13 protein-coding genes are annotated in these 14141 nt (G+C 43.4%); 7 read left to right on the plus strand and 6 right to left on the minus strand.

Features of this window, described 5'->3' with window-relative positions:
- Positions 1-15 precede the first annotated feature (15 nt).
- Positions 16-582 (minus strand): acyl-CoA thioesterase, encoded by a 567-nt coding sequence (locus MUCPA_RS23160; protein ID WP_008509690.1) that lies wholly within the window; start codon positions 580-582, stop codon positions 16-18.
- 461 nt (positions 583-1043) lie between these two features.
- Here MUCPA_RS23160 and MUCPA_RS37870 point away from each other — a divergent pair, with 461 nt between their 5' ends.
- Positions 1044-1928 carry a hypothetical protein gene (locus MUCPA_RS37870; protein WP_008509691.1) on the plus strand — a complete coding sequence of 295 codons (885 nt, stop codon included), beginning with the start codon at positions 1044-1046 and terminating at the stop codon, positions 1926-1928.
- A gap of 203 nt (positions 1929-2131) precedes the next feature.
- Positions 2132-5056, plus strand: coding sequence for a TonB-dependent receptor (locus MUCPA_RS23170; protein ID WP_008509692.1), 2925 nt, complete (start codon positions 2132-2134; stop codon positions 5054-5056).
- An 84-nt stretch (positions 5057-5140) separates the two neighbouring features.
- Here MUCPA_RS23170 and MUCPA_RS23175 read toward each other — a convergent pair whose 3' ends face one another.
- Entirely contained in the window at positions 5141-6136 is a 996-nt protein-coding gene (locus MUCPA_RS23175) for an aldo/keto reductase (RefSeq protein WP_008509693.1), read from the minus strand.
- Positions 6137-6328: 192 nt separating this feature from the next.
- Positions 6329-7315, minus strand: coding sequence for an alpha/beta hydrolase (locus tag MUCPA_RS23180; protein ID WP_008509694.1), 987 nt, complete (start codon positions 7313-7315; stop codon positions 6329-6331).
- A 245-nt stretch (positions 7316-7560) separates the two neighbouring features.
- Between MUCPA_RS23180 and MUCPA_RS23185 the strand changes: the two genes are divergently transcribed.
- The 4 genes from MUCPA_RS23185 (at position 7561) to MUCPA_RS23200 (ending at position 10768) form a co-directional block, all read left to right on the plus strand.
- A complete protein-coding gene (locus MUCPA_RS23185) occupies positions 7561-8043 on the plus strand; it encodes an RNA polymerase sigma factor (protein WP_008509695.1) in 483 nt (160 codons plus the stop codon).
- Entirely contained in the window at positions 8027-8608 is a 582-nt protein-coding gene (locus MUCPA_RS23190; protein WP_008509696.1) for a hypothetical protein, read from the plus strand. The genes MUCPA_RS23185 and MUCPA_RS23190 overlap by 17 nt, the downstream gene beginning before the upstream one ends.
- A 9-nt stretch (positions 8609-8617) precedes the next feature.
- Positions 8618-8806 carry a hypothetical protein gene (locus MUCPA_RS23195; RefSeq protein ID WP_157543976.1) on the plus strand — a complete coding sequence of 63 codons (189 nt, stop codon included), beginning with the start codon at positions 8618-8620 and terminating at the stop codon, positions 8804-8806.
- 144 nt (positions 8807-8950) lie between these two features.
- Complete coding sequence (locus MUCPA_RS23200; RefSeq protein WP_008509698.1) at positions 8951-10768, plus strand: alpha-amylase family glycosyl hydrolase; 1818 nt, start codon at positions 8951-8953, stop codon at positions 10766-10768.
- A gap of 98 nt (positions 10769-10866) precedes the next feature.
- On the opposite strand, the gene MUCPA_RS23205 is transcribed toward MUCPA_RS23200, so the two are convergent.
- The 3 genes from MUCPA_RS23205 to MUCPA_RS23215 are packed head-to-tail and all read right to left on the minus strand — an operon-like array spanning position 10867 to position 11942.
- Positions 10867-11352, minus strand: a complete 486-nt coding sequence (locus MUCPA_RS23205) for an IS3 family transposase (protein ID WP_008509699.1) — start codon at positions 11350-11352, stop codon at positions 10867-10869.
- A gap of 2 nt (positions 11353-11354) precedes the next feature.
- Entirely contained in the window at positions 11355-11666 is a 312-nt protein-coding gene (locus MUCPA_RS23210) for a transposase (RefSeq protein ID WP_008509700.1), read from the minus strand.
- A gap of 36 nt (positions 11667-11702) precedes the next feature.
- A complete protein-coding gene (locus MUCPA_RS23215; RefSeq protein ID WP_008509701.1) occupies positions 11703-11942 on the minus strand; it encodes a GIY-YIG nuclease family protein in 240 nt (79 codons plus the stop codon).
- A gap of 167 nt (positions 11943-12109) precedes the next feature.
- Between MUCPA_RS23215 and MUCPA_RS23220 the strand changes: the two genes are divergently transcribed.
- The gene (locus tag MUCPA_RS23220; RefSeq protein WP_157543978.1) at positions 12110-14131 is read left to right on the plus strand and encodes a thioredoxin domain-containing protein; all 2022 of its coding nucleotides are present in this window, start codon (positions 12110-12112) and stop codon (positions 14129-14131) included.
- Positions 14132-14141 lie beyond the last annotated feature (10 nt).

The following is a 14141-nucleotide window of genomic DNA, read 5'->3' on the forward strand; positions in this document are numbered from 1 at the left end:
GTGCAAATTATCGCACTATCTAATATCAACGGCCAGTTTGCAGCGTTCGCCTACCAGCAAGTGTTCGTATTTTTCGTAATTTAAGGGTGCCTTAATCTGCTCAACCTCTTGCCGGTAGTTTTGGCGCAGCTCTTTACGGCGGATGGCCTCCACAAAACGGCGCACCTCATTTTGGCTCTCTAATATTAAGCCAGGTACCTGGGTAGGTAAATTAAACTCATTTTTAGCAACCATGGTAAAATAACTGGTATTGGTATGGTTGGTAGAATTGTTTTTTACATTTTCAGATACTACACGGATACCCACTACCAATGATGTGTTGCCTACGTAATTTACTGATGCCATTAAAGAAACAAGTTCTCCAACTTCTATAGGCGCTAAAAAATCAACTGTATCAATGGATGCGGTTACGCAATAATTGCCCGCATGTTTTGCGGCGCATACATAGGCTACTTTATCCATCAATGAAAGTAAAATTCCGCCATGTATTTTACCGCCAAAATTGGAGTAAGAGGGGATCATCAACTCGGTGATGGTAGTTTCTGATAAACGTACGGGCTTGAAGTGTAAAGGTTCTGGCATAATTTGTTTTTTGTGAAAACGGAATTGCTTCGTTGTGTAAATTTTGATGCTTACTAATTTAAAGTGTTATATAGTTTTACTTTATCGCCATTTTTAAATGAACTATAAATATAAAGCGTATTTATTAAACTACCTGCTTAAAGCACTTCAATACGGGCTTATCAAACCAAATTGCATATGAATAGCTTATTTTTAGCTTTATTGCAACAATTGCATGACAATCAAATATTGATTAAACTTCGTAGTAATTTCACAGTCATTAAGCTGGTTAGCCGATTTATAAACTCCAAAAGTAACACCTTTCAATAAATGTGAGGTGATGCTTGGGTAAATAATAGTAGAGCGTTTAATAAGGGGTTAAACTTAACAAAGTAAAAAAAGTTTGTGTAGCTCAAGCAATAACGGTCAGCATCAACTGCTTTATAACAGCTATCAATCGAATATATACATAAAACAGAACAATGATAAAAAGAGCATTATATTTAATAAAAACTACTTTGCCTATGCTGTTAATGATGGGCCTATGTGTTTCTGTAAAAGCTCAAAAAGTAAATGCCGTGCAGGAGGGTAGCCTACTTGCACCTCAAAAAGTTAAAATTGACGCCAAACTTGACGAATGGGGAGATAACCTGCAGGCTTACAATAAAACTACAAAGTTATGGTATACGATAGCTAATGATGATAAAAACCTTTATCTCGTTATCAAATCAACCGATCAGATCAATACTTCAAAGATTATGGGTGGTGGCGTTACGCTTACCATCAATACTGCCGGTAAGAAAAAGGAAGAAAATGCCTACAGTATTACCTTCCCTATATTGCCACGGGCAAGCATGCGGGGTTTACGCAGGCCACGTGGCTCAAACGCAAACACCGTGATGGATTCTGCATCCTTAGCCGAAGCCGCGATAGCCCGTAAGCAAGCCATAGCTGCCATCAAAGAGATAAGCGTGCTTGGATTTAAAGATATTACTGATACCCTGATCTCTATTTACAACGAATACGGGATAAAGGCCGCGCCAGGTTATGATGACAAAGCAAATTTTCAGTTTGAGTTGGCCGTTCCGCTTAAATTACTCGCCTTATCTGCAAGTTCGCCGAAAGAGTTTGCTTATAACCTTAAAGTGAACGGCATACAATTTGGCGGCGGCCCTGCTAACCGGGGTGGCGGCGGTAACGGAGGATTTGCCGGTGGCGGCCGTAATGGAGGCGGTGGCCGTAACGGTGGTGGCTTCGGCGGCGGCGGATTTGGTGGTGGCGGCAATTTTGGTGGCGGTGATAATGGCATGAACGAAATGCTGAGCCCTACCGATTTTTGGGGTAAATATACGTTGGCGAAAAAGTAAATGCCAGTACCGTCCTTTTGCCAGAGCAGTATCATTGAGAAATTGCTGCTCCGCGCGTAGTGTCGCCTGAAGAAACTACACCACCGTATTTTAAAGCGATGAGTTTTAGCTTAGCGCTGCTGAACGATAAGATTTAAGCTTAATAACAAACAATCAACAACTATATCACCCATAACACAACCAACCTTAGTCACAATTTACAAATGATAAAAAAAATACTTTTACTGCTCGTTCTTATACTGGTAGCTGGTAACCTGTTTGCTCAAAACCGTGGTAACAGGGCGGCTACCCCGTTACCGCCGCCTGTATTGGTTAGGGAGGTTAGCGGTGTAGTGAGAGATACTGCTGATAATACGCTGATTGGCGCCAGCATAACATTAACTTCAAAAAAAGATACCTTGCGCACTTCAACCAATACTGATGGTGTTTTTGTATTTAAAAATGTAAAAATGGCAACCTTTGTTGTTACCATTACCGAGGTTGGCTTTATCCCATCCACACGCAAATATTTACAAAACGATGCCATAAAGCACGTTGTTTTAGAACCTATCATCCTAAAATCAAGTTCGCACCTGATGAAGGAGGTTAATATTAACGGCACGCCCAGCATAACTTACAAAACCGATACCGTTGAATACCGGGCCAGCGACTACAAAGTTAGGGAGAACGCTACCGTAGATGAGTTGTTGAAAAAGATGGAAGGCTTCGAAGTTGGTTCTGATGGCTCGGTTACCCACCAGGGGCAGGCCATTACCAAGGCCAAGTTAAACGGTAAGGCTTATGCCGGGGGCGATGTGGCTCAGGCTATTCAAAACTTGCCGGCGGATATTGTTGAAAAAATACAGGTGGTTGATGATTATGGCGATGAAGCCGCCCGCACGGGTGTAAAAAACGGCGACCCGCAGAAAGTTTTGAATATTACCACCCGGGCCGATAAGTCCATCGGTTTAACCGGGCGTGCAAATGGCCAGTATGGCAGTAACGACCGCTATAATGCTGGCATTACTGTAACCCGGTTGAATGCCAACCAGCAAATCGCTTTAAACGGCAATTTTAATAATACGGTAACCGGTGTGGCTTCAGCCGGAATTTCTGGCGGTGCAACCAACGGTGGTGGTGGTGGCAGTGGCATTAGTGCGGGGCGGGGTGGAGGTAGCCCCGGAACAAGCCGCTCAGGCTCGCCGTCATTTACCTATAATGATCAGTTGACGAAAAATGTAGAGGTGGAGTCGGGCTATAAGTACAATTTTAACAACAACAATTCCACCAATTACAGCTATGGCCGTAGCAGTTCAACTTTGGGTTACAGCAATTTTATCAGGTCAGGTAGTTCTGAGAGCGATAGTAAAGGACACGCCGTTAACTTTGATATTAAATATACCATTAACAAGGCTAACTTTTTACAAATAACACCTAACTATAGTTACACTTCATCCAGCAGTTCGAGCACTACAGACAATTTAACCGATGCGTACTACGTAAAAAGCGATAAGGATCCAATAACAGGGCAACCGGTTACCAACTACCAATTTTATAATACAATAGGCTCAAACGGAACTACCACTACAGCAACAACCTATGGCTTAACCGTGTTTTATCAGCATATATTTGATAAACCGAAGAGAAATATATCCCTCCAGGTAAGTATGAATAGCACGAATAACGAGTCGGATGGAAATTCAGACAATAATACGTTCTATTACACTGATACCACACGAACTAAGCTCATCAATTCATTGATATTACAATCGCAGGTTAAGCGCCGTAGCGATAATAAAACGTACAGGGCCAGTTCAACCTACGTTGAGCCGCTTGGTCAATATTCTCAATTTGAGTTTAACGCGCAAATAAGGAGCGCTTTATACGATAATTCGGCCCTTACGGATAGTATAGCGGCTTCCGGCCAGGTTATCCCCTTAACTTATCGCGATAATGTTTACAATTATACTTTTACAGAATCCCGGTTTACGGTTAATTATAGGTTTACCGGCGAAAGATATAATATTTCATTAGGAACCACGGCCGTTCCTTCATACTTATCGGGTACTAAATTAAACACTAATGCCAACGCAAATGTAACAACCGGCCGGTCTGATTTTCGGATCATCCCGGTGTTCCGTTTTGCATACGCATGGTCGCGCACCGAACGTTTTTCATTAAACTATTCGGGTTCAAATGCCGAACCTAATTTTCAGCAGATACAGCCTTTTACCGATATATCTAACCCAAGGAGCCAGGTAGTGGGGAACCCCGATTTGAAGCCTACGTTTACACACTCCATTACAGCTCAATACAATTACTATATACCCAATTCAAAAACCAATCTGTCATTCAACGTAAATGCCACTATCCCTGTAAATCAAATTTCTACCAATACACTCCTGATAGCTAATTCGCCATATGCTAAAAATGGCGATTTGATCAGCGAAACACATTATGTAAACCTTAACGGATCTAACGCCATAGTTGGGCGTTACAACATTGCCAAACAGCTTGACGACCGTAAGTATAATTTATCCTTAAATGGTAATATCACTTACAATTACAATGTTGCTATGAATAATAACGTTCAATACCACACCACCAATTGGCGGTTTGATGAGCGTTTTGGTCCACGTATTAATCCTACCGATTGGTTTGAAATAAACCCGTATTTAGGTTATGATCTGTCCCGGTCCTTTTCATCTCTTGTACCGGCAGTAAATAGCACTAACACCACGTCAACATCATCATTGGCTACCCAGGTACAAAAAACATCCTTGGCTGTTGACGGAAAAATATATTTCTTAAAAAGTTTCCAGCTTAACTATAGTGCCGATAAAAGTTATGTATCCGGTTTAGGTAGTTTGAGTACCAATCCGTTGGTAATCAATATGGGTATCGAGAAGGAGTTCTTTAAAAAGAAATCGCTGGTGGTAACCTTTAATGCCTTCGATATTCTGCACCAAAATAACTTTATACAACAAACCGTGAATCCCGACGGAAGTTATACCAATACTTTGTCAAGCTCATTAAGCAGGTACTTTTTAGTAGGCGCACGTTTGTACCTTCAAAAATGGACCGGAACGCCTACCCGTAATGGAAGAAAAATGAATCGCCGCGGCGATGGTAGCTTTATTTATGAATAAAAAAACCTCAGATATACAGCAGACGACGGATAGCTATTGGCCTTATCCCTCGCCTGTTGTATGGCCTAATGCCGGATAGAAATATTAACCCACAATTTGCAGGTCGTTGAGTTGGGTATTGATAAACTCAATTTCCTCGCCACTTAACTTTACCTCAATGGCTTTGGCATTCTGTTTAGCTTGTTCGGCATTCCGGGCGCCTACCAGTGCAATGGTGATACCGGGGTGCTCAATGGTCCAGCGGATAACCAACTGACCTAAAGTTGCATTTTTTTCATCAGCCAGGGGCTTTATCCTGGTCAGAAAATCATTGGTTCGTTTAATATTTTCATCTTTAAAATATTTCACAGAAGCGCGATGATCTCCCTCGCCAAATTTTTGACCGGGTTGCATTTTTCCGGTAAGCAGGCCTCTTTCCAGCGGGCTGTAAGCCAGGATCGATTTCCGGGCAGCAATGCAATGCGGAATAAGTTCGTCCTCAATACCACGGTTCACCATACTGAACGGCACCTGGTTTGATGCCAGTTTAATCACCGTTTCGGCAGTCAGCATCTGTTCAGCGGTATAATTGCAAACTCCAGCCTCGCGAATTTTTCCTTGTTCTTTAAGTCTTAACACGGCTTCCATCGTCTCCTCAATCGGCGTGGTCATATCGTGCCAGTGGATCTGGTAAAGGTCTATATAATCTGTTCCCAAGCGTTTTAAGCTGTTTTCGCATTCACTAATCACGCTTTCTTTACCCGCGTATTTATAAATGTCTATATCCTTACCATCATTATCTTTGCTTTTAAAAGCTAATGTGCCTTTGTTGTCATCCCAGCGCATACCGTATTTAGTGAGGATCTGTACTTTATCTCTCGCTATCCCCTTAATCGCTTTCCCAACTAATTCTTCGCTTTTACCTTGCCCGTAAATAGGCGCGGTATCTATAGATGTTACGCCCATATCGTGCGCTGTTTTCATTGCTTCAATAGCAGCGTCGTCGTCGTTTCCGCCCCACATCCAGCCACCAGCTGCCCATGCCCCAAAAGTTATGGCAGATACTGCCAGATCTGTTTCGCCTAATTTTCTATATTCCATATCTCGCTAACCGGGCAAAGCGGGAATTTGTTTATTTAAATTGAAAATGTTTGGCTAAATGTTCAGGTGTGCTCTAAATGAGAAGTTACTTCAGTTACTAAAAATGACCTGGTAGAGTTACCAGGTAAAAACTTTATTTTACTGATATCGAGTTCTATTCCTATTATCCGGAATTTAAAATTCGAACTTAGCTTATCTGCGTCCTAACCGCTGGCAGTCAATCAGCCCGTATAATTCCTGACTTACGTATTTAATGGTGCTGTCGGCATATTTTGTTGAACTGATGTAGGGGGCCGTTCCTGCATTACTAAAGGTATGAAAAGCCGAGTTAAGTTTCAGGCTGATGGATGCCGAATCAATAGAAAAGCTGCCGTAAATTTTAGTTTCGGTATAGGGGCTGGCGATGGCTGTTTTATAAGGCATTACGGCATCATTTGAACTATGAACCATAATAAGGGGAACGGTGCTGTTATATAGCCAGTTAAGATCAAGGATGCCGCCTGATAAACTGATTACCCCTGCTATTTGTGATGAGTAGGGAAGCGTTGCAGATCCCTCAATTCCATTTAAGGCACCCAATATCGCCGGATCTCCAACATCAGCAAAGTCAGTATTAGATCGTAAATAAGCCATTTGTAGAGCCAGTACGGCACCAGACGATTCGCCTGCGATGTAAATTTGCGCTGTATCGATGCGGTATGGGTTGCCCTGCTCAATAGCCGTTTGTTTAAAATAGCGTACGGCTGCTTTAGCGTCCTGTACTGCCCTAACCTGAGCGCTTATCACATCGGCATCGTCGCCGGATCCAATGCCCAGCCGGTAATCGATGCTGGCGGCTACATAACCACGCTTGGCAAAAGACTGGCAAAATTTAACAGCCCAGGCATTATTACGCGTACCGGATATAAAGCCCCCGCCGTGGCAATAAATAATTAATGGACGGTGGGCAAGTGTATCAGCTGATGGCTGATCAATATCCATCAGCAGGTTTTGATTTTTGCCCAGGTAGTCGGTTGCCTGCCCATACAACACCGTAGATGCCACAACCGTAAATTGCTCGGTAGTGAAACGCAATTTGGGGCATACGTAGGGCGTATTTACTACGTTATCCGTGTTTTTACAAGCAGTTATAACACCCGCAAATAATAAACAATAAAAATATTGTATAGGTTTAAGCATAACAAAGGCATGATGTTGTTATGACACGCTATATTGCAAAAGGTTTGATTTGAAAAATATTATTTATAGGATGATAATATAAATTAGGCTGGGATATATGATTGATATAGATGCCCGGCGGTATGATGTTTATTTGAGGTGTAACATTTGTAAGGCCGCCGTATCTAACGTGGCATTAAAATAAGAATGAGTGTGCTCTGCCGCTTAAAAAAATATGGTATCATACCCTAATAAACCCATCGTAAATGACAGACTTTGAACAGATTTATTTGCAATACTCTCCGCAGATATTCAGGGTTTGTATGGGGTATATTAATGATGCTGAGCAGGCACGAGATTTAACCCAGGAAACTTTTATAGCCGTTTGGAAGAATCTGTCTGCGTTTAAGCATCAATCAAAAATAAGTACCTGGATTTTTCGAATTGCTACCAATAACTGCTTAAGGGCGTTGCAGAAATCGAAAAAAATCAGAATAACAGAGCTGCCGTACGATCTGCCAGCTGTTGCCCCTGAAGATACAAAGGAAGAGCAGTTAGCCTTTTTATATCAGTCCATTGCCGCTTTGGAAGAAACCGAACGGATCATCATTTCATTGGTATTAGAGGATTTGCCACAAGCTGAAATTGCCGAAATTGTTGGCTTAAGCAACGTTAACGTACGGGTAAAAATTCACCGGATAAAAGAAAAATTAGCCGTTAAATTTAAAAATCATGGACAATTTGAATGACTTAAAAAAAATTTGGCTTACGGCTGATACATCAGGCCTGCCCAATGCCGATGAAATTGTAGTGATTATAAAAAATTACAGGAGCCAAAAATTAATAAAAAAGGCCTTGCTTGTTGCAACCGCACTGCTGTTAACCGCTACTATGGTGCTTATTGTTTTTAAATACAGGCCGGTTATGCTGAGTACGCGCATAGGTGAAGCCTGTATTATAGCGGCGGGCGTTATGTTAATTTATACCAATACTTATTCGCTGTCCAGAATTTACAAGCTGCGTAATTGTACCAATAAGGAGTTTATCAAACACCTGGAACAAGCCCATGCCAACCGCATCTTTTACCATCAAAAAACACAGGTGGCGGGGCTCCTGTTAACTTCGCTTGGCTTGTTATTATACGAGTTCGAGCTGGTTTATCTAAACCTTGCGGTATGCATTGCGGCCTACCTGGCTATGGTGGTATGGTTGTTAATTGTATGGCTGGTTATCAGGCCCAGGGCATTTAAAAAGCAACAGGAAAAATTTAACTCCACTTTAAAAAAAATCGAAACATTAACTAAACAACTTTAAGAGATAAAGATGATGAAAAATAAAAAATTACCTCCTGCAAAAATTTTGATTGCCATTGGCTTGCTGTTCATGTCGGCAACACTTATTATTCAGCATTACGTATCCCTGCCTGATACCTGGCTGGGTGCTTTGATGGGTTTTAGCATCGGCATAATGATCGTTGCCTTAGTTAAAAAGAAAGTCAGGCCGACTGGTTAACAATTGCTTATAGTGTTCTTTATATAAAGTGAAAGGCAATTTTTTTTCTGTTGACTATAGTTTTGTCTCAACTTCATCAAATTGTAACTATTGTTAAAACAATTCGCTTTGTTTTTGCTTCCTGTTCCATTAAACTGCTATTAAATGGAACAAGATACAGTGCAACAAAGCACACAAATTGACGGTATGGGCGCTATTGTGCAGCCCGAAGGTGTATTTTTTAGGGTATGGGCGCCAAATGCCACAGAAGTATTTGTTGCGGGTTCGTTTAACGAATTTGCAAAAGACGGCAACCCACTACAGAGTGAAGGCAATGGCTATTGGGCGGGACTGGTGGAAAGTGCCGAAGAAGGGCACGAATATAAGTACTTTTTAAAAACGCCTTTTGGCGAATTCTTCAGGAATGATCCTTACGCCCGCTCGGTTACCAGTTCGGTAGGTAATTCGGTAGTTTATAACCCACAGGCCTTTGAATGGGGAGAGAGCCAATACAATATGCCTACCTGGAACAAGCTGGTGATTTACGAATTGCATACCGGAACCTTTAACGTAAAAGAGGAAGGTAAACCCGGCGATATGTATGGCGTTATTGAAAAATTGCCCTACCTGCGCGACATGGGTATTAACGCGATAGAAATTATGCCGCCGTTTGAGTTTCCTGGTGGTTTTTCCTGGGGATATAACCCTGCGCAGCCTTTTGCTATCGAATCGGAATACGGTGGCCCCGATGCTTTTAAAGCCTTGGTAAAGGCGGCTCATGAGCATGGTATAGCCATTATATTGGATGTGGTTTATAACCACTTTGGCCCGAGTGACCTGGATATATGGCAGTTTGACGGCTGGAACGAGAACGGCAAAGGCGGCATTTATTTTTATAACGACTGGAAATCTGAAACGCCCTGGGGGGATACCCGGCCGGATTATGGCCGAGACGAGGTGCGCCGCTACATCCGCGATAACGCCATGATGTGGCTGGAAGAATACCGGGTTGATGGTTTGCGTATGGATATGATCCCCTACATCCGTAACGTGCACGCCGACGAGAGCGAGGGTAGCGCGCTGCAGGACGGCGTTACTTTGCTCAAATGGATCAACAGCGAGGTGGCCGGGAAATTTCCGTGGAAGCTGACTATCGCCGAGGATCTGCATGGTTTGGATAGTATCACCAACTCCGCTAACGAGGGCGACGGACTGGGCTTTGGCGCTCAATGGGATGCCGATTTTGTACACCCTGTACGTGTGGCGCTTATTGACCCCAACGATGCCGACCGCGATATGACTGCAATAGAAAAGGCTTTGATGAACCAGTATAGCGGTAATCCGTTTAAACGGGTGGTGTATACCGAAAGTCACGATGAAGTGGCCAACGGCAAGGCCCGCGTTGCCGAAGAAATATCTGACGGCGATGTAAACAACTGGTATTCAAAAAAACGGGCCTCCTTAGGTATCGCGATGGTTTTAACTTCGCCGGGTATCCCGATGATATTCCAGGGGCACGAGCTGCTGGAAGACAAATGGTTTTCGGATACCGACCCGATAGACTGGAACCGCCTGAAACAATTTAACGGCTTTGTGAACCTGCACCGCGACCTGATTAAGCTCCGCTTAAATTACAATAACAATACCGAAGGGCTATCGGGTAATAACACCCAGGTAATTCGCCTCGACAACGAGAAGAAACTGATTGCCTATCACCGCTGGGCCGAAGGAGGCAAAGGCGATAGCACCATTGTGATACTCAACTTTAGCGGCCAGGGTTATAGCGATTACCGGATGGGCATGCCCGATGGTGGATTGTGGAAAATCCGTTTCAACAGCAACTGGGATGGTTACGACAAAGAGTTTGGCGATTTTGAGGTATTAGATACCGAAGCCTTCGAGGGCGAATGCGACGGTTTGCCGTTTAATGCCAATATAGCTGTTGCACCTTATACCGCGGTGGTATTATCGCAAGACAGGTGAGGGAAATCAGTGCTGGACTTTGGTGTTATGAATCCGGAGTTGTACCTCATCTCAATGACGATGGGGGAAGAAGCTGATTATTAATAAACCATCACACCTCAGCCCGTTACTTTACGCGAAAACAAATCCATCCAAACGGCCAGATAGCACCAGCCTCCTGCTTGTAAAGGGATGTAAGTGATATCTCCAACCCATACCTGGTTTACCTTTACTGGGAAGGGCGTTTTCCTTAACAGGTTGGGACTAATAGGATAAGGGTGTCGACTGTCGGTTGTGCGAGGCACAAACGACCTCGGCTGAATCGCTTTTAACTTGTTTTCTTGTAAGATCCGGCGGAGCTTGCAATGGCCTATCTTTAAGCCCTGATCCAGCAACTCAGGCATCAGTCTGCGGACCCCATACCGCCGCTTATGCAAGGTAAAGGCATTAACCACCTGTAATTCAATCTGCCTTATTTCAGGGTTTTCAAGCCTAAGGTCTTTTTTTCGGTAAGCGTAATAACAGCTCCGGCTGACCGATAGAACCTGGCACATGATAATTACCGAAAAAAGCGTTTCCTGGGATAAAATGAAGGCATATACCATCTTTAGATCCCCCGGCTGAAAATGCCCAAGGCTTTTTTTAAAATATCTCGCTCCTGTTCCACCTCTCGTAAACGTGCCTTAACCAGCTCATGATCCCCTCTTGAAACTTCGGGACCATGGCCTTCGGCCAATGACTTCGATGTCACATCTGCCTGGTTTTGCTCTCCACGCCACCGATGAACCATGCCCGTATTTAGGCCCAGTGAATTCGACACGTCCTGAACGGAACGGCCTCCCGATATCATTTTCAACACATCTCGCTTAAACTCGTCATCGTATTTCCTACGTGCGGTCTCTGTTTTTTTTCCCGACATTGATCTTGCTAAGTTAAGAGACTTAACTGTCCGGTTTTACCGATGCATACCACTGCTTATACCTTTGATTAATTTTTCAGCGGCTATAGCTTCTTCGATATGAAAATAAAAGCAATAATAAATCAACTTATTACAGTTGTATTTAGCCATAAAACTACCGGGGTATATTTTATTATTATGCTCCCATACTCTTCCGGTAATATCAGATGTTACTCCAGTATACAACACGGTATGCAATTTATTCGTCATGATGTAAACGCAGCCGCCTCTTTCCATGGTACTTTCCGTTCCTGATCTGCATTAAAGATATGTTTTTGATCTGGTACCATGCAATTAACAAACAATACGAAATCGAATATGAAGTCCCTCCCCACAAAACAATTTCCCCATTACTCAACTTTTACAATAACCTGTCAGTATCAATCAGCATCTTTGCATCAATCATGAACAAACTATCCGCCTCTACCTCGCCATACTTGCTCCAGCATGCTAACAACCCGGTTAACTGGTTCCCCTGGGGAGCCGAAGCCTTGCAAAAAGCGCGCGACGAAAATAAACTGATCCTGGTGAGCATCGGTTACTCCGCCTGCCATTGGTGCCATGTAATGGAGAACGAGAGCTTTGAGGATGAGCAGGTGGCCGAAATTATGAATGAGCATTTTGTGTGTATCAAGGTAGACCGGGAGGAGCGTCCCGATATCGACCAGATTTACATGAGCGCCGTACAGCTGATGACCGGCCGCGGCGGCTGGCCCCTAAACTGCGTTTGCCTGCCCGACCAGCGCCCCATTTACGGCGGCACCTACTTCCGCAAAACCGACTGGATGGCGCTGCTGTTTAACCTGGCCAACTTTTGGGAGCAAAAGCCTGACGAGGCTAAAGAATATGCCGTTAAGCTAACCGAAGGCATCCATCAGTACGAAAATATCGGCTTTGTGAACGAGCAGATGGAAAATACACCTGCGGATCTGGAAGCTATTGTAAAACCCTGGAAACAATCCTATGATTTTAAGGAGGGCGGTTTAAACCGGGCACCCAAATTCCCGATGCCCAACAACTGGCAGTTTTTAATGCGCTATGCTTACCTGATGCAGGACGAAGAAACCAATGTAATTGTAAGGCTCACGCTCGAGAAAATGGCCAAAGGCGGTATTTACGATCATATTGGCGGTGGCTTTGCCCGGTACTCGGTAGACGGGCACTGGCATGTACCCCATTTTGAAAAAATGCTGTATGATAATGCCCAACTGATTGGCTTATATTCTGAAGCGTTTACCTGGTGCGGAGATGAACTTTATAAAAAGGTAGTGGCCGAAACCATAGCTTTTATACAACGCGAACTTACCTCGCCCGAAAATGGTTTTTATTCGGCGCTCGACGCGGATAGTGAAGGGGTAGAGGGTAAGTTTTATACTTTTACCTTAGCGGAAGTTGAGGCTATTTTAGGCGATGATGCCGGGCTATTTGCCATTTACTATAACGTAACCAACGAAGGAAATTGGGAAGAGGAGCATACTAATATATTTTTCCGTCGCGATGATGATGCTGTGCTTGCAGAAAAATTGGGTATTCCGGCAGATGCCCTGGTGGATAAAATAGCAGGGTTACGTAACCAGGTTTTAGAAGCACGTGCTAAACGGGTACTGCCGGGGCTTGATTATAAAATACTAACCTCGTGGAACGCATTGATGCTTAAGGGGCTTTGCGATGCCTATCGCGCCTTTGATGAGCCCGCTTATTTAGAATTAGCTTTAAAAAACGCGCATTTTATAAAAGACAACCTGATTAATAAAAACAACCAGCTAAGCCGTGTTTATGCTAAACCTACCGGGGATGAAAAGTTGGATGCCATTGCTTTTTTAGATGATTACGCGCTGCTTATCGATGCCTTTATCGCTCTATACGAAGTTACTTTTGATGAAGCCTGGCTACATCAGGCGAAAGCCTTAACAGAGCACACCCTCGATCATTTTTATGATAACGCCACCGGGATGTTTTTTTACACACCCGATTATGGCGAGCAACTGATAGCACGTAAGTTTGAGGTGATGGATAACGTGATGCCTTCATCAAACTCGGTAATGGCACGCAATTTTAAAAAGCTAAGCCTGTTGTTTGACGAAAGCGAATACGAGGCCATTGCCGCCCAGCTATTGCGGAACGTTAAAAAACTAATGGCCAAATATGGTTCGGCTTATTCAAACTGGGCTATGTTGTTGCTGGAAGATGTGATGGGAACTTACGAAATTGCCATTACCGGTAACAATGCCGGGGCTATGCGCCGTGAGGTTGAAAAAAGATATGTCCCCAATAAAATTATCTTGGGCGGAACAAAAGGAAGTTTACCTTTGTTGCATGATAAGTTTAGCACACAAACCCGAATTTTTGTTTGTGTAGATAAAACATGCCAGTTGCCAGTAACAGAGGCGAGCTCGGCATTTAAACAAATTAAATACCTGGACTAAAACTTTTTGG

Origin of the sequence: Mucilaginibacter paludis DSM 18603, from assembly GCF_000166195.2 — a bacterium.
GTDB lineage: Bacteria > Bacteroidota > Bacteroidia > Sphingobacteriales > Sphingobacteriaceae > Mucilaginibacter > Mucilaginibacter paludis.